Genomic DNA, 18,129 nt, shown 5'->3' with positions numbered 1-18,129 from the left:
ATTTTATAAAAAATTCAACTTTTTAATAAAAGGTAAGATTATATTAAGTTAGTATTTTTTCATATGGAGCATGTGTGTTATAAGTTATGTACATTGCATCCCCATAACTAAAAAAACGATAATTATTTTTAATTGCTTCATGATAAGCATTCATAGTATTTTTATAACCTAAAAAAGAACATACTAGCATTATCAATGTTGATTCAGGAAAATGAAAGTTAGTAATTAAAGCATCTACAACATTATGTTTATAACCAGGATATATAAAAATATTTGTATCTTTAACATAGTTTTTCTTATTATTCCACGAATTAGAATGATAAGCACTTTCTAATGCACGCAAAGTAGTAGTACCAACCGCAATTATACGACCGCCTTTTTTCTTACATAATTTAATCTTTTGAATTAAATTTGATGAAACTTCAACCAATTCAGAATGCATAATATGTTTTTCTATTTTTGCAGTTCTAATAGGTTGAAATGTTCCGCTTCCTATGTGTAATGTTAAAAAATCTATATCAACACCTTTTTTACTTAATGCTTCTAATAAAGGTAAATCAAAATGTAATCCAGCAGTTGGTGCAGCAACAGAACCTAAATTTTTTTTATACACTGTTTGATATAAACTTGAATCTATTTTTTCATTAAATCTTTTAATATAAGGAGGTAAGGGTATATGTCCAATATTATTAAATATATCAATAACTGATTTCTTATTATGCAAAAATTTAATTATGTAAAAGGGATTTTTATAACCAATTATAAAAGATTTAATTTTATTTTTTTTTCCAAAAAACAAATAAGAATTCATTTTAATTTCATTAGAAGATTTAATACTGGCTAAAATACTATTTTTATTTAATATTCTTTCTAATAAAACTTCAACTCTACCACCACTTTTTTTATAACCAAATAAACGAGCAGGAATTACTTTAGTATCATTAAAAATGATCAAATCACCAGAATTAATTTCATTTAAAATATTAAAAAAAAATTTATGAGCTATTTTCCCTGTGTGACCATTGATTATAAGTAAACGAGATTGACTTCGAATAAAACATGGATAAAAAGCTATAAGTGATTTTGGTATTTTAAAATAAAAATTACTAAGATGCATATTTTATTTCTTTAAGAGAATAGTGTATAAACCTAATATATATAGATTTTTTTTACAAGTAAAAATTAAATATCGTTAATATTTAACCTTCATTAAATAATGTTCAACTCTATTTTTCAATTTTTGACCTGCTTTAAAAATAACTACACGCCTTTGGGTAATAAGAATGTTTTCTCCTGTTCTAGGATTTCTACCAGGGCGTTCTTTTTTGTTTTTTAATTGAAAATTTCCAAATCCAGATAATTTAACATCTTCACCTTTTTCTAAAGACTTTCTAACTTCTTCAAAAAAAAACTCTACAAATTCTTTAGAATCACGTTTAGTTAATTTTAATTTTTCAAATAAATTTTCTGAAATTGCAGCTTTTGTAACTACCATAAATTTATTTCCTTAAAACTACTTGAAATTTTTTCTTTAATATTTTTATACAATCATGAAGCATTAAGTTAACTTCATTTTCTTTTAAATTTTTTTTAAAATTTTGAAATACAAAACTAATTCCTAAACTTTTTTTTCTGTTATCAAATTCTTTACAAGAATATACATCAAATAAATTAATTTCTACTTTTTTATTAACAAAAAAATCTTTACATACTGTAATAATGTCTAAAAACGGAATATCTTTGGATACTAATATAGCTATATCACGACGACTTGTAGGATATTTAGAAATTTCTTCTGTATTATAAAATTTTAATTTTGAAATATAATTTAATGATAGTTCAAATAAAAATGTAGAATTATATAAATTTAACTTTTTTTCTATTTTCGGATGAATTTTACCAAGACTACCAATATACTTATTATCTAAATAAATCTTTGCACTTTGTTCTGGATGTAAACCTAATATATTTTGATGCCTTATTTCAAATTTATTTAATCCGCATATAACTTCTAATAAAGATTCCAAATCACCTTTTAAATCATAAAAATCTACTTTCCTTCTAACAGAAAACCAGTTTTCTTTACTATAAAAACCACTTATTACGCCTCCTAAAAACATTTCTTGTCGTATTCCAAGAATTTGTGATTCATCAATTGAAAAACAGAGTCCTCTTTCGAAAAAACGCATACTTTCTTGTTGACGATTTTTGTTATAAGAAACAGTCTTAAGAAGACCTGGCCATAATGATAAACGCATAGACGAAAAATCTTTAGAAATAGGATTAGAAATTAATATTTGATTATTATTTGGAATAATATCATCTTGTAGAGAGGGATTGATAAAAGAATATGTTATTATTTCATAATATCCTCTATTAATAAGTAATACAGCTGCTTCATCTAATAAGGGACTTTTTAAGTCTTTATTTTTACTATTAAAATAGTAATTTTGTTTTAATGGAGTTAAAGGAATATTATTATAATTGTATATACGAAGTATATCACCTATTACATCTTCTTCAATCAAAATATCAAATCGCCAACTAGGTGGAAACACATACCAATATTTTTTGTGAAAATTAACTTTATATTCAAGACATAATAAAATGTTTGAAATAATAGAAGAATCAACGAAAGAATCTATACATTTATTGAAGTTTTGATGATATAACTTAATCTTATTTGAGCAAGATAAAGAATTAAAATTAGATTTTTTTGTATTAATAGGACCTATTTTACCACCACATATCTTAACAATTAAATATGTTGCATATTCTATAGCATATTTTTGCAGTGATGCATCAACACCATGACTATAATAGTCTAAAATATTATTAGAATCTATTTTTTTTAAAATATTTAATATCGATTTTTTATCAACTAAATATGATGTTAAAAATATATTTTTAGTATTTTTATTTGGTTCTAAATCAGAATTGTTTATATTACCCGGGATAAACAATATTTTTGTTTTATCTGAAAACACTAAAATATCTTTATCTAATACTATTCGAGTATCATTTTTTAAAATTAAAAACTCTTTTTTTATAGCCATACGAATTTCAATTACATCATCTATTTTATCTGCATTTAATATATTTAATGGTTGTCCAATTTCTATTAAAATATAATTAAGAATATTTTCAATTATATTATCTGATAACAAATCACAAAAAAATAATTTTTTTTTCATCCAAAATGGAGTGTCAACATTTAAATTAACATTTTGAATAATTCTTCCGAAATAATTAACACTTTGTTTTTCAGTATTAATTGTAATAGGAAATTGATCTTCAATTGTTGTTGGAAGAATTCTTTTTTTTAATCGGATTTTTTTTAAATTATTAATAGCAGCTATATTTCGAGCTATTCCTAAAATGCTTAATCCATCTGGACGATTAGGTGTAACAGCAACTTTAATAAAAGTATCTTTTTTTAATAAAAATAAATCGTTTATTTTTTTTCCTATAGGAATATCTTCAGGAAGTTCAATAATATCTTTGCAAAAATTAAACAAACCTAATTCAAAAAAAGAACATATCATACCTTCAGATAATTTTTCTTTTATTTTTTTTATCTTAATTTTTGATCCATTTGGCAAAATACTATCAATCGTAGCCACTACAACTTTAATATTATTACGACAGTTTGAAGCTCCACATACAATATTTAATAATTTTTTATATCCTACATCTACTTTTAATATTTTTAAATTATTTCCTTTACAAGGATTGATGCATTCAACTATTTTACCAACTAAAAAACCATCAAAAATAGGATTAAATTCATGTATTGATTCTATTTCTATACCAGATTCAACAATTTGATTTCTTAAACTAACACTAGTTATTTTCGGATTAATCCATTCACGTAACCAGTTTTCATTAAATTTCATTTTATCTCACTAAATATGTTTAAATTGTTTTATAAACCTTATGTCGTTTTCAAAAAAAGAACGAAGATCAGAAATTCCATAACGTAGCATAGTAATTCGTTCTATACCAATTCCAAATGCACAAGCAGAATAAAAATTTGAATCAATATTCACATTTTTTAAAACTGATGGATGAACCATACCACATCCTAATACTTCTAATAATTTTCCATTATTTGTAACAACATCAACTTCTGCAGAAGGTGTAGTAAACGGAAAATAAGATGGACGAAATCTAATAGCAATATCTTTATGAAAAAAATTACGTAAAAAATTATATATAATCCATTTTAAATTAGAAAAATTAATATTTTTTTCGACTATTAATCCTTCAACTTGATGAAACATAGGTGTATGTGTAGAATCATAATCATTACGATATACTTTTCCAGGAAAAATCAACCTAATAGGAGGTTTTTCTTTTTTCATAATCCTAATTTGCATACTAGAAGTTTGTGTTCTTAATAAACGATTTTCATCAAACCAAAAGGTATCATGAATATTGCGAGCAGGATGATCTTTAGGAATATTTAATGCATCAAAATTATGATATTCGTCTTCTATTTCAAATCCACTAATAGATTCAAATCCTAATTTAGAAAAAAAATTTTTTATATAAGTAATAGTATGATTAATAGGATGAATAACACCGTTTTTTATACGACGACCAGGTAAAGATACATCAATTTTTTCTTTTTCAATCTGTTTATCTAAAATAATTTTATTTAGTTCTATTTTTTTTTTATTAATTTGATTTATTGTTTTTTTTTTAATTTCATTAAAAATGATAAAGTATTTTTTTCTTTCTTCAAGAGAAAAATTTTTTAAATCTTTTATAAGATTAGAAAAAATTCCTTTTTTCCCTAAATATTTAATTCGTATATGATCTAATTTATCTATTGTGTGTGAATTCTTAATTTCAATTTTTACGCTGTCAAATAATTTTTGTAAAATCAACATATATTATATACCTATTTTTTTTATATTTTTAATTTAAATACATATATTTAAAATATGAAAAAGCTTCCATAAAGGAAGCTTAGTATGTTTTACATTTAAAATATAAAGGAGATCAATTTCCTCGTTTTATTTATTGAAAAAAAATAATAAAGTTTTACAATAAAGCTTCTTTTGCTTTTTTTATTAATATATTAAATGAAAATCCATCAAAAATTGCAATATCAGACAATATTTTTCGATCAATATTAATCGAAGCTTTCTTTAATCCATACATAAAACTACTGTAAGACATTTGACTTTGACGAACTGCAGCATTAATTCGTGTAATCCATAATTGACGAAATTGTCTTTTTCTTTGACGTCTATCACGATAAGCATATTGTCCGGCTTTAATTACTGCCTGACATGCAACTCTGTAAATACGAGAACGAGCTCCATAATAACCTTTTGCTTGTTTTAAAACTTTTTTATGGCGAGCATGAGCAGTTACGCCACGTTTTACACGAGCCATTGATATACTTCCCTATTTATAGAAATTTATTAGAAATTATTTTAAAAATATGGTAAAAAAGATTTAACTTTACTTATATCTCCTTTTGAAACTAGAATTTTAGGACGAAGATGACGTTTTTTAGTTGTTGTTTTCTTTGTTAAAATATGACGTAAATTTGCTTGTTTACGTTTAAATTTACCAGATGCAGTTTTTTTAAAACGTTTTGCTGCACTTCTTAAAGTTTTAATTTTTGGCATAAAATATTTCATTTTAATTGTAAAAAAAAATAAACTACATATTTCTTTTTGGCATGTTTAGTCAAAAATTATTATTTTTTCTTTGGTGCTAATACCATAATCATTTGACGACCTTCGATTTTAGATGGAAATGATTCAATAATTGCTAATTCAATTAAATCATTTTTCACTCTATTCAACACATCAATACCTATTTTTTGATGTGCCATTTCACGTCCTCTAAATCGTAGGGTAATTTTAACTTTATCCCCATCTTCTAAAAAACGAATTAAATTACGTAATTTAACTTGATAATCTCCTTCATCTGTACTAGGACGAAATTTAATTTCTTTTACTTGAATTACCTTTTGTTTTTTTTTCTGTTCTTTAGAAGATTTACTTTTTTCATAAAGAAATTTGCCATAATCCATAATACGACAAACTGGAGGTTCTGCATTTGGACTAATTTCTACTAAATCTAATCCTAATTCCTCAGCTTTTTCTAAAGCTTCACGTAAATTAACTATCCCAATTTGATCGCCTTCGACACCAGTAAGACGAACTTTAATGGCACGAATTTCATTATTAATACGATTCGGCCGCGTGAATTGAATTCTTTTTCCGCCTTTAATACTTTATTCCTCCATTTGATAAAAGCTACGAGTAAAAATTTCTTTTTGTAACTTTTTAATAAAACAATCAATATCTATAATTCCTAAATTGTAACCATTTCTAGTTCTAACCGAAATTTTTTTAGATTTAATTTCTTTTTCTCCACAAATTAATATATATGGAATTTGACGCAATGTATGTTCACGAATTTTAAAACCTATTTTTTCATTTCTTAAATCTGATTCAACTCGAATATTAATATCAGAAAAATGTTGGACTATTTTTTTAACGTAATTTATATGACTATCAGTAATACTGAGTATTACTACCTGTATTGGAGATAACCATGTAGGCAATTTTCCTGAAAACTCTTCAATTAATATTCCAATAAAACGTTCTATTGAACCTAATATCGCTCGATGAATTATTATAGGAATTTTTTGATGATTGTGTTCATCAATATAAAATGAACGTAAACGAATTGGCAAATAAAAATCAAGTTGAATCGTTCCACACTGCCAATTACGATCTAAAGAGTCCTGTAAAACAAACTCAATTTTAGGACCATAAAAAGCACCTTCTCCTTCTTGATGTTCAAACTTTAGATTATTTTCTATCAATACATCAGATAAATCTTTTTCTGCTTGATCCCAAACAGATTCATCTCCAATACGTTTTTTTGGTCGAGTAGAGAATTTTACTAATATTTTTTTAAAATTAAATGTACTATATAAATCATATATCATCTTAATACAATTATTTATTTCATATCGCAACTGCTCTTGGGTACAAAATATATGAGCATCATCTTGAGTAAAATTACGAATTCTCATAAGACCATGCAAAGATCCTGAAGATTCGTTACGATGACAACTTCCAAACTCAGCCATACGAATAGGTAGATCTCGATATGACTTTAATCCACAGTTAAAAATTTGAACATGTCCTGGACAATTCATTGGTTTAATACAATATTCTCGATTTTCTGATGAAGTAGTAAAAATAGCATCTTGATAATTGTCCCAATGACCACTTTTTTGCCATATTGATTTATCTATTAATAAAGGTGTTTTAACTTCCTTATATTTATATTCTTTTAGTTTTTCTCGAACAAATATTTCTAGTTCATTAAAAATGATCCAACCGTTATTATGCCAAAATATCATACCTGGAGATTCTTTCTGCATATGATATAAATTTAACAATTTTCCAATTTTTCTATGATCTCTTTTTTTTAATTCATTAATATAGCTTAAATGTTTATCTAATTCTTTTTTAGTTGACCAAGCAGTACCGTAAATACGTTGTAACATTTTATTTTTATGATCACCTTTCCAATAAATACCTCCAATTTTTTGTAATTTAAAATATTTACAAAATTTTATATTAAAAACTTGCATCCCCATATCAATATCAAAATAATTTTCATGATAATACAATGATATTTTATTTTTTTTATTTATATATTTTTTTATTAAATGAATCTTATATATTTCTGATTTCTTTTTAAACATTTCATACGCATGATCAAAAGAAATGTTTTGATGAGATATAAAATATTCTCTTTTTATAAGAGTTTTCATATTATTTTCTAATATAAAAAAATCTTCTTCTGTAATACTATTTTCAAAATCAATATCACAATAAAAACCACTTTTTGTAATTTCACTTTCTCCAATCTTACACGATGGCCATGTTTTTTTCGCTGCATAATTTAAAAGCTGTATACAAGAATATCGAATAATATTTAATGCTTCGCAATCTTTTTTACTAATAAATGATATAGAAGAATCTTCTGTTATTAAAGTATTAAAATTTGAAAAACTATTATTGACAGAAATAGCAATAAGGGACCTAATTATATTAGGTTTTTTATTTTCTATAATTTCTCTCAATGAGACAGAATGCTTATATACCTGCTGACTCCCATCACAAAATCTTATCACAGGCATTCTTTTAGATCCTTAATTAAAAAAATATTATTTTTTAAAAATTATTTAAAAAATTTCAACTGTTGAGTTTAATAAAAAGATGCTAGTCAAATTTTTGACTAGCATACACAATAATTATTAAAAACGAGTATCTACCGCATCTGCTAATTGCTTAATAATAAGGACACTGTCTTTCCAATTTAAACATGCATCAGTAATTGATTTTCCATATATTAGTGGTTGATTTTCTTTAACTGTTTGAAAACCTTCTTCTAAAAAACTTTCAATCATTACACCAAATATAGTTTTTGAACCTTGAGAAATTTGTTTTGAAACAGATTTAGCAACATCTTTTTGACGAATATGTTCCTTTAAACAATTACCATGACTAAAATCAATCATTAAATGTTCTAACAAATTAAATTCACGTAAATGTTCTATTGCTGAATTAATATCGTGAGCATGATAATTAGGAGTTCGACCACCTCTCATAATTATATGTCCATAAGGATTTCCACTGGTATGATTAATAGTCATTTGTCCATCTTTATTCGGAGCAAAAAACAAATGACGTGCTTGTGCTGCTCTAATAGCATCAATTGCAATACGTATATTTCCATCTGTTCCATTTTTAAAACCTACTGGACAAGAAAGAGCTGAAGCCATTTCTCTATGAATTTGACTTTCAGTAGTTCTAGCTCCAATCGCACCCCAGCTAATTAAATCCGCAATAAATTGCCCTATTACCATATCTAAAAACTCTGTTGCTGCAGGCATTCCTAGTTCATTGATATCTAATAATAATTTACGTGCAACAGCTAAACCATGATTAACTCTGAAACTACCATTTAAATCTGGATCTGAAATTAATCCCTTCCAACCAACTACTGTTCTTGGTTTTTCAAAATATGTACGCATTATAATTTCAAGACGATCTTGATATTTTTTACGTAGTTCATATAATCGATGAGCATATTCAACTGCTGCAATTGGATCATGTACTGAACATGGACCTATTACAACAAGCAAACGCAAATCTTCTCCAGTCATAATTCGAGCTATATTTTGTCTCGTTATAATAACATTATCCATGATTTCTGAAGTAATAGCATATTTTTTTGCTAATTCAGATGGTGTTATCAATGGATCAATTCGTATTGTACGTAGTTCATCTGTTTTTTTCATTTTGTTCTCTAAATGAATTTTTTATCCTGAAAAGAATAGCAAGATGTGATAAAATCACGATAAACTAACTAGTCATAAACTCATTTCTAATAAATTTTTAAAATTAATCAATATAAAAATTGTAATATTAGGGAGGATAAGTTTAATAGTATACTAAAAAAATACAGTGACAGAAGTTTAAAACAGGAAATAAAATGAAGATAAAATCTTAAAAATAATATAATTATACAAGATTATTAGTATCCTGTTTAGTAATTATTAAATATAATTAAATTATTTTTTATAATATCACAATTTATCATTTACTTAAGTTAAAAATTGGTATTCTATTTATTTTTTATGTTATTAAAAAATTAATTGCGCTTAATTTTATCATGAAAAAACATTTAAAATGTTTTTTTAGATATAAATTTAATTAGATTTTGATTTCAAAGTTGTATTTTCTAGAAAAGAAGCAATTGAAATTCCATATATCCAAGATACTATCAAACGATATAATATTACTAATACGACAGGACCGATAAATAATCCAATCATTCCAAAAGCAAGCAAACCACCAATTACTCCTAATAAAATTAGAAAAGTAGGCAAGTCTGATCCTATTCTAATGAAAAATGGTCTCAATATATTATCCAATATAAAAACAAAACAACTCCAAATTAATAACAATGTACCCCAAGTTGTATTACTGTTCCAATAAAGCCAAATAACGGAAGGTATTAAGATTGGTAATGGTCCTAATTGTATTAAACATGAAAAAACAATTAAAATCATCAGTAATGTCCAATATGGAACACCGGAAATGAGTAATCCGATTCCTGATAAAACTGCTTGAATTAAAGCTGTTACTACTACACCTAATGCAACAGCTCTCACAGCTTGAACTGAAAGTAAAACAATAGCCTCTCCGTTCCGAGAGCTGAGACGCGACGCGAACTGACGAATAGAATTACTAATTTTCTCTCCGTTCCAATATAGCAAAAGACTAAATAACAACATTAAAGTCAAATGCATAATAAATAATCCGCAATTCTTAGCTTGAATGATAAAAAATTCTGTTGTACGTCCCATATATGGTCTAATTTCACGAATTAATTCACCTCCATCACTATCTAATAGTTCTTGATAACTGATGAAGATTTTTTTACCAATAATGGGTATATCTTGAAGCCAAATTAACTCTGGAAATTCTAAATTATTAGAACTAAACCAATGAATAAGAGGAATGCTAGTTTTAATTAAACTGTTTACTAAAAAAACTATAGGAATGATGAATAATAGTAGTAAAATAATAATCATGCCAATAACGGCAACTAAGCGTTTACCTCCTAAAAATTTTTGCATTTTTAACATAAGAGGCCAAGTTGCAATGACAATCATACTTGCCCAAGAAAAACCAAGTATAAACGGTTGAATTATTAAGAAACTTGTAGCACTTATAGCAATAATAAATATTAGTGATAAAATAAATTGCGATAAATCCATTTTTTCTTTTGGATTTTGCATATAATCGTTTCACCTCAATATTTTTATATTATAAATCAATTTGCAAAACGAAATTTTACTACAAAATTTTTATAACTAAACAATTATAACATTAAAATTTATAAAAATAATAAATAAAAATAACATTCTTAAAAACAAAAAACTTAATTTATAATATAATTGTTTTTTTATATACTTGATAATCTTAGTATGATTAACAATCTTATTTCATATTTAAAGAGAAAAACATGAAAATAGAAAAAATGAATTTTTATTCACCAAAAAAATATAAATGGAAAGGTATTAAAATAACTGAACAAGCTATAGAACAAATTTTATTTTTAATTAATAAGAATCCTAAAAATAAAGGCATAAGAATAGGTACAAAAAAGTCTGGATGTGCAGGATTTCGATATACAATGGAATTAGTTAAAAATAATACAATAGAAAAAGAAAATAAAAATGATATAGTATTTTACTATAACAATATTCTAGTATACATCTCCTTAAAAGAAGCACCATTTTTAAACGGCATAAAAATTGATTTTGTAAAAGATAGTATTAATGAAGTATTTAAATACTGCAATCCTAGAATAAAAACATTCTGTGGTTGTGGAGAAAGTTTTTCAATTGATTAAAATAGCAAAAATCAATTAAAATTCTATTTATTCCAATAAATAAGACAGTGATTTTTTTTTCCTCTAGAAAGTAAGGTAAATTGATTAAATAATTTATCATTATCATCAATAATATAATTTTTATTGACTATTTTTTTAGTGTTTATAGATATTGAATTTGATATTATCATATTTTTAGCTTGAGTGCGAGACTGTGCTAAAGAAGACAAAACCAAAGCTTCTTGTAAATCTTTTATTTTATAAGTTTCCACTACAGGAACACCATCTTTTCTTAATTGTTCTAAATCAGATATCTGTATATCATTAATATTTTTAAAAAAAAGAATATTTGTAATTCTTTCTGCAGCTGATAATTTTTCATCTCCATGTACTAAACGAGTCATATGTTTAGCTAATAAAACCTTATCAGAAACAATTTGATTTTTTTTATAGCTATTTTTTTCCCGTTCATTTATTTCATGAATATCTATAAAAGTAAATAATTTTAAAAAACGGTAAACATTAGAATCTTCTATATTCATCCAAAACTGATAAAATCTATAAGGAGTAGTTTTTTGAGGATCTAGCCACACAGTTCCTGATTCTGTTTTTCCAAATTTAATACCATTAGATTGCATAAGTAATGGAAGAGTTAAACCATAAGCTTCTTTTTTAGATATTCGATGAATTAAATGCATACCTGAAGAAATATTTCCCCATTGATCAGAGCCCCCAATTTGGAGTGATACTTGATTTTTTTGATTTAGTATAAAAAAATCGTATGCTTGTAATAAATTATATGAAAATTCTGTAAAAGAAATACCTTGATCTGACCTTTTAATTCGTTTTTTAACAGCTTCTCTATTAATTAAAGCGTTAACTGAAAAATATTTGCCAACATCACGTAAAAATTGAAGAATATTAATCTTTTTAAACCACAAATTATTATTTAATATAATTGCACTATTAAAATTAGAATTAAAATCTAAGAAAAAAGAAATTTGTTGACTTATTTTTAGTGTGCATTTTTCCACAAAACTATCTGATTTTAGCAATCTTTCTTTTGTTTTAAAACTAGGGTCTCCAATAAGACTTGTAGCGCCTCCTATTAACACTATAGGTTTATGACCTAAAACTTGAAATCTTTTAAGAGTGATTAAAGGTAATAGATGACCCACATGTAAACTATCTTCTGTAGGATCAAAACCACAATAAAGTGAAATATATTTATTTTTAATAAGTTCTTTTAATTTATTTTCATTTGTAATATGAAATATTAAATTTCTTTGATGTAATTCATTAATTAAATCCATTTTATTTAAAACCTTATTTTAAATATAGATACAACAATAATTGTTACTAAGCATTTTAAAAATGCAATGTTACAGTATTTTATTCTAATTTCTTTTTTACTTCAATTACTTCAATAAAGAAGATATTTCAATAAAATTGAATATTTTTTAGTAATTTTCAATTTAATAAATGTCAATATCTAAAAACCATTGAACATTTTGCGATATAGAAAAACATTGAACTATATTAATTGATTCTTTTAATATTTTTTTTAAATAAGTACGTGAAGGAGAGTGTATTAATAATTGATAAAAACATTTTTTTCTATCTTTCAATGAAAATACAGGATGAGGACCTACAAACCATAAAGAAACGTTATCTCTTTTAGATTGTTTCTTTAAAATTATTTGTATACATTCTAAAAAAATAAAACTTTTTTCGAAAAATTTACTTGAAGAGTAAAAAATTACTTGAAAATTCCAAGGCGGTAAAAAATATTTTTTTCTTAAAGATAATATCTTACGACAAAATAAAAAATAATCACTACTACACAGATTTAATAAAAATTTATTATTAGGATAAGACGTCTGTATAAATATTTTTAATAATTTTTTATTTTCTCCCGTTAAATTAATTAAATTAAAGTAAAATTGTAAAAAGTGTTCTATAGAACAAAAATGAAAAGAAAAAAAATAATGATCAACGTTTGTTAAAGCAATAAATCTAACATAAGGAAAATAGTAATGTTGAGAAATTTTTTCAGTAGTGATAATAATACAAGCATTAGAAATAGGAAATTTAAAAAATTGTATTTTTAATTTTTTTGTTTTGTTTTTTTTTAAGCTTAATAAAAAAAATAAATTTATGTTAGGAAAAATCTTCTTGAAACTATTTTTTATTTTTTTTATGCCAAAATCAAATACGATTAAAGAAAAATTTTTACAATTATAGCAAAACAATGGTTTTTTTATTTTGATTAAACAATTTCGACAAAATAAAAAATTATCGTATTTTTTCGTTTCAAAATAATCATTGCAAATATGACATTTTTCTATCTTGCCGCATCTTCTGCATATTAAACCAAAAAAAACAAAACTAAATTTATTCAAAACTAATAATACTGGATAATTTTTTTGAATATTATTAAATATTTCATTTATTAGAGTCGAAGATAAACCTATTTTTATTCTCTCTTTTCTTAAATCAATAACATTATTTTTTAAAAAAAATGTTTTTTTATTTTTTATAAATTTAATATAAAAACATTTTTTATGTAAAATATTATATAATGTTCTTAAAGAAGGAGTATCAGAATCTAAAATAATTGGTATATTTTGTTTATAGGCTCTTAATATTGCTATATCTCTAACATTATATCTACATTGATCTAAATTTCTATAGTTCAAATGATGTTCTTGATTAACAATAATTAAACCTAGTTTTAAAAAAGGGAAAAAAACACTATTTTTTGTGCCTATAATAATAGAATTTTTACCACTTTTTGTTCTAATCCATTTTTTTAAATAATCTTCATTATTTAATTGAGAATGAATAATATCAATATATACATTAAAGTATTTTTTTAAAAAAAATAATATTTGATATATATCCTTAACAAAGGGGACTAAAATTAAAATTTGTAAATTTTTACTTAAACACTCTTTAATTAAACCTAAATAAAATTTAACTTTTAAATAAAAATTATTTTTAGTTATTAGCCAAGATGTAAAACAATTTTTCATTAAAATTTTATTAATTATAAAAATTATTTTTTTATTTAAAAAAAATTTTTTTTTAATTAAATAATTTTGATATATATGAGGAATATTTTCATGATAAAAATAATTTTTACATGATTTTTGCAAAAAATTTTTTTTTAAAAAAAAATCAAAAAAAGTATATTTTTCTAAATCTTTGTCAATAAAACTTTTTTTTTTGCAAAAAAATAAAAGATTAAATGTTTTAAAATCTTTATATTTTGTTTTTCTTAAAATAGCAAATTTATAATTTTTATTATCTATTAAACAGATTTTTTTTAAATATTTTGGCAATATTGAAAAAAATATGCTTCCTATAGGAAAATAGTAATATCTACTTAACCATATTAAAATACTAAATACAACATCACTATAAATAGACTCAGTATCAATACATGATTTAACAAATGCTAAATTTAAATTACTTATATTTTTTTTATTACAAAATGAAATTACAATTCCTACTATATCTTTAGAACGAAACGGCACAACGATTCGCCCACCAATAATAGGACACATAGAATCAGGCATAAAATATTTAAAATACTTTCTAATAGGTAAAGGTAAAACAACTTTTACAATAATCACTTATGTACCCAAAATAAATAGAGTGCTTATTTTTTTTTGTCAAATTCGCATAATTTTTCTATGAAACATGTTTTACATTTCAATTGACGAGCAGTACAAACATATCTACCATGTAAAACAAACCAAAAATGAACATATTTTTTGAAAATAGACGGAACTATCTTAATCATTTTTTTTTCGACTTCAATTACATTTTTCCCTTTAGCAAATCCAGTGCGATTAGCAACTCTGAAAACATGCGTGTCTACAGCAATAGTGTTTTTATTAAACAATACATTCAAAATAATATTTGCTGTTTTTCTGCCAACTCCAGGTAAAGATTCTAATTCAGTACGATTTGATGGAACTTTATTGTTATATTTAGTTTTAATTAAATATGCACTATTAATAATATTTAAAGATTTAGTATTATATAAACCAATACTTTTAATATAGTGTCGTAATTTATTAAAACCTAATTTTAAAATGCTTTGAGGAGTATTAGCTATTTGAAATAAAGTACCAGTAATTTTATTTACCATAACATCAGTTGATTTTGCAGATAAAATAACTGATAAAAGTAATTCAAAATCAGAAGAAAAAACTAATTCTATCTTAGGATTAGAGTTTTTTTTATAAAATAAAGACAAAATTTCAAAACGTTTTTTTTTATTCATATTAATATTATTTTTTTAGTTTACACGAATGAAAACATTTTAAACAATTTTTTTTACCTAAATCTAAATAATTTTTGAAAGCAATTACAAAACCTAATACTAAAAATCCACCTGAAGGTAACATAGCTAAAATTATTGTAGAGTTTTTATCTATGAACGTAAAAAAAAATGAATGATCTAAAACATTAAAAATTTTATTTGCACCAAATAAAAAAGTTCCATTTCCCAGTATTTCACGTATGGAACCAATTACAAACATTGCAAAGGTTGACCCTAAGCCTATTGACATACCGTCTAAAAAAGAAATTACAAAAGAACTTTTATAAGCAATACAATCAGCTCTTCCAACAACAATACAATTAGTTACTATTAACGGAATGAAGACGCCTAATGACTGATATAAATTAAATTGATAAGCATGCAATAGCATTTCTATACAAGTAACTGTCGAAGAAACTATTATCATATAAATAGGAATTCTAATATCTTTAGGTATAAAGTTTTTTAAAATTGAAATAATACTATTTGTTATAGTTAATACAAAGGTAGTTGTTATTCCTAATCCTATAGCATTAATAGTATTTGTAGTCATGGCTAAAATTGGACATAAACCTAAAAGCTGTACTAAAGAAGAATTATTATTCCACAATCTCTTTTTAAAAAATTTTTTGAATTCCATATATATTTTTACTCTATTATAATGAAAATATTAATGGTATTTTCTTAATAAAAACAACAGTTCTTTTTACAGCGTTAGAAACTGATTGAGGTGTAATAGTAGCTCCTGTAAATTGTTCAATCTTACCCCCATACTTTTTTAATAAAAATTTTTTATCTTTTAAATCAATTACATTCATATCTTGAAATTTTGTAATCCAATTAGAAATAGATATTTCAATTTTATCTCCAATTCCTGGAGTTTCTTTATGAGATAAAACTCGTACACCAATAATTTTTCCATTAAGATATGCAGCTACTAAGATAGAAATTGAACCAGAATATCCATCTGGAGCAATACTTTCAACAACAGCTACTTTAGCTTGTTTGTTTTTAAAAAGAAGCCATAAATTATGTTTTTTTTGATCTCCTAATAATTTATCCTTTATCAAAAAATATTTTTTTTCAAAGGAATGGTACATAACTCTTGGTATAACTTGTTGAATAAGAGTATTTTTTTGTTTTTCTTTTATATTTTTTATTTGATTATTTGTTATGTTTTTAACAAAAATGACACTTGAAAGAGAAAAAAAAGAAAAAAATCCCATTAAACATGCATTTATTATAGTTTCTTTAAAAGATTTCATAAATTTTTATGACCATATCCAGATGTCTTTAAATAAGCATCCATTAATGGAACAATCATATTAGCAAATAATACTGAAAAAGCAATGCCATCTGGATAATCACTATAATTTCGAATTATCCAGACTAAAAAACCAATAATTAAACCAAAAAATATTTTTCCTATTTTAGTACAAGAAGTTGTTACAGGATCAGTAGCTATAAAAAAAGCACACATCATTGTTCCTCCAGAAAAAAGATGAAATAAAGGAGAACAAAAAAATTTTTGTGAATAAAAATAAGTTATGCTTGAAAAAAAAATTAAGCTGGATAAAAAACTCAATGGAATACGCCAACAAATAACTTTTTTATATAATAGAAAACATCCTCCTATTAAAAAACTTATATTTATATATTTCCAAGCTATTGAAACAATCTTTGTTTTTTTTTTCACTGCTGATTCTTCTGGAAAAAAATCATAATCAAAATGAGATTTAGTTTTGAAATCATCTAAAGGTGTGGCTTCCGTAAAGTTATCAGGACAAATTTTTTTTTTAGAATTATTCAATTTGTTGTAGAATAAAATTAAATTTATAGATTTTTTTATATCATTGTAAAAAGATAAAGAAGAGTTTTTTTCATTCCAAGCAGTCATATGTACAGGAAAAGATATCAATAGCACTACATAACCAATCATAGCTGGATTGAATATATTTTGCCCAAGACCTCCATATAAATATTTTGAAATAACAATAGCAAAAAAACAGCTGAAAATTATCATCCACCAAGGAAGTGCACAGGGAGTACTTAATCCAAGTAATACTGCAGTTAAAAATGATGAATAATCAAATAAACTATTTTTAATATTTTTACGTCTCATTTTTAAAATTATTATCTCAAATAATAAGGAAATTATCACAAATAATAATGTTTGTATTAAGACACCACATCCAAAAAAATAAATTTCAGTACATAATCCTGGGATACAAGATAAAACAACTAAAAACATTATTTTTCTTACATCATAGGTATTACTTATATAAGGTAGATTCATTTTTTTTAATTTCATATATTTATAGAAAAAAAGAAATATTGATATA

General features: G+C 24.0%; 17 protein-coding genes. 1 reads left to right on the top strand and 16 read right to left on the bottom strand.

Annotation, left to right across the window (positions count from 1 at the left end; translation table 11 throughout):
- Positions 1 to 43: 43 nt before the first annotated feature.
- The 10 genes from queA to ydiK form a co-directional block, all read right to left on the bottom strand.
- Positions 44 to 1,117 (bottom strand): tRNA preQ1(34) S-adenosylmethionine ribosyltransferase-isomerase QueA, encoded by a 1,074-nt coding sequence (gene queA, locus BUSG_RS00675; protein WP_011053659.1) that lies wholly within the window; start codon positions 1,115 to 1,117, stop codon positions 44 to 46.
- Between the two features lie 75 nt (positions 1,118 to 1,192).
- Positions 1,193 to 1,495, bottom strand: a complete 303-nt coding sequence (locus tag BUSG_RS00670; protein WP_011053658.1) for an integration host factor subunit alpha — start codon at positions 1,493 to 1,495, stop codon at positions 1,193 to 1,195.
- A 4-nt stretch (positions 1,496 to 1,499) separates the two neighbouring features.
- Positions 1,500 to 3,896, bottom strand: a complete 2,397-nt coding sequence (gene pheT, locus BUSG_RS00665; RefSeq protein ID WP_011053657.1) for a phenylalanine--tRNA ligase subunit beta — start codon at positions 3,894 to 3,896, stop codon at positions 1,500 to 1,502.
- A gap of 9 nt (positions 3,897 to 3,905) precedes the next feature.
- Positions 3,906 to 4,895, bottom strand: a complete 990-nt coding sequence (pheS, locus tag BUSG_RS00660; protein ID WP_011053656.1) for a phenylalanine--tRNA ligase subunit alpha — start codon at positions 4,893 to 4,895, stop codon at positions 3,906 to 3,908.
- A gap of 154 nt (positions 4,896 to 5,049) precedes the next feature.
- Positions 5,050 to 5,406: a 50S ribosomal protein L20 gene (gene rplT, locus BUSG_RS00655; protein ID WP_011053655.1), complete on the bottom strand. Its 357-nt coding sequence runs from the start codon at positions 5,404 to 5,406 to the stop codon at positions 5,050 to 5,052.
- Positions 5,407 to 5,447: 41 nt separating this feature from the next.
- Complete coding sequence (rpmI, locus tag BUSG_RS00650; protein WP_011053654.1) at positions 5,448 to 5,645, bottom strand: 50S ribosomal protein L35; 198 nt, start codon at positions 5,643 to 5,645, stop codon at positions 5,448 to 5,450.
- 71 nt (positions 5,646 to 5,716) lie between these two features.
- A complete protein-coding gene (gene infC / locus BUSG_RS00645) occupies positions 5,717 to 6,256 on the bottom strand; it encodes a translation initiation factor IF-3 (protein ID WP_011053653.1) in 540 nt (179 codons plus the stop codon).
- A gap of 3 nt (positions 6,257 to 6,259) precedes the next feature.
- Positions 6,260 to 8,188 carry a threonine--tRNA ligase gene (gene thrS / locus BUSG_RS00640; protein WP_011053652.1) on the bottom strand — a complete coding sequence of 643 codons (1,929 nt, stop codon included), beginning with the start codon at positions 8,186 to 8,188 and terminating at the stop codon, positions 6,260 to 6,262.
- A 117-nt stretch (positions 8,189 to 8,305) separates the two neighbouring features.
- On the bottom strand, positions 8,306 to 9,352 hold the full coding sequence (locus BUSG_RS00635) for a 3-deoxy-7-phosphoheptulonate synthase (protein ID WP_011053651.1): 1,047 nt from the start codon (positions 9,350 to 9,352) through the stop codon (positions 8,306 to 8,308).
- Between the two features lie 411 nt (positions 9,353 to 9,763).
- On the bottom strand, positions 9,764 to 10,858 hold the full coding sequence (gene ydiK, locus BUSG_RS00630) for an AI-2E family transporter YdiK (protein WP_011053650.1): 1,095 nt from the start codon (positions 10,856 to 10,858) through the stop codon (positions 9,764 to 9,766).
- Positions 10,859 to 11,085: 227 nt separating this feature from the next.
- Here ydiK and BUSG_RS00625 point away from each other — a divergent pair, with 227 nt between their 5' ends.
- Positions 11,086 to 11,475 (top strand): iron-sulfur cluster assembly accessory protein, encoded by a 390-nt coding sequence (locus BUSG_RS00625; protein ID WP_011053649.1) that lies wholly within the window; start codon positions 11,086 to 11,088, stop codon positions 11,473 to 11,475.
- A 23-nt stretch (positions 11,476 to 11,498) separates the two neighbouring features.
- On the opposite strand, the gene tyrS is transcribed toward BUSG_RS00625, so the two are convergent.
- From tyrS to BUSG_RS00595, 6 genes are all read right to left on the bottom strand, one after another.
- Positions 11,499 to 12,767 carry a tyrosine--tRNA ligase gene (tyrS, locus tag BUSG_RS00620; RefSeq protein ID WP_011053648.1) on the bottom strand — a complete coding sequence of 423 codons (1,269 nt, stop codon included), beginning with the start codon at positions 12,765 to 12,767 and terminating at the stop codon, positions 11,499 to 11,501.
- A 162-nt stretch (positions 12,768 to 12,929) separates the two neighbouring features.
- Complete coding sequence (gene priA / locus BUSG_RS00615) at positions 12,930 to 15,092, bottom strand: replication restart helicase PriA (protein ID WP_011053647.1); 2,163 nt, start codon at positions 15,090 to 15,092, stop codon at positions 12,930 to 12,932.
- A 26-nt stretch (positions 15,093 to 15,118) separates the two neighbouring features.
- Positions 15,119 to 15,748 (bottom strand): endonuclease III, encoded by a 630-nt coding sequence (gene nth / locus BUSG_RS00610; protein ID WP_011053646.1) that lies wholly within the window; start codon positions 15,746 to 15,748, stop codon positions 15,119 to 15,121.
- A gap of 7 nt (positions 15,749 to 15,755) precedes the next feature.
- Positions 15,756 to 16,427 carry an electron transport complex subunit E gene (locus tag BUSG_RS00605; RefSeq protein WP_011053645.1) on the bottom strand — a complete coding sequence of 224 codons (672 nt, stop codon included), beginning with the start codon at positions 16,425 to 16,427 and terminating at the stop codon, positions 15,756 to 15,758.
- Positions 16,428 to 16,443: 16 nt separating this feature from the next.
- On the bottom strand, positions 16,444 to 17,052 hold the full coding sequence (rsxG, locus tag BUSG_RS00600; RefSeq protein WP_011053644.1) for an electron transport complex subunit RsxG: 609 nt from the start codon (positions 17,050 to 17,052) through the stop codon (positions 16,444 to 16,446).
- The gene (locus BUSG_RS00595) at positions 17,049 to 18,083 is read right to left on the bottom strand and encodes an RnfABCDGE type electron transport complex subunit D (protein WP_079169856.1); all 1,035 of its coding nucleotides are present in this window, start codon (positions 18,081 to 18,083) and stop codon (positions 17,049 to 17,051) included. Before BUSG_RS00595 ends, rsxG begins: the two co-directional genes overlap by 4 nt.
- Positions 18,084 to 18,129: the final 46 nt, after the last annotated feature.

The organism is Buchnera aphidicola str. Sg (Schizaphis graminum), assembly GCF_000007365.1.
GTDB classification, from domain to species: Bacteria; Pseudomonadota; Gammaproteobacteria; order Enterobacterales; family Enterobacteriaceae; genus Buchnera; species Buchnera aphidicola.
Note: the sequence above shows the minus strand (reverse complement) of the source record. Positions and strands in the feature narration are given on the sequence as shown.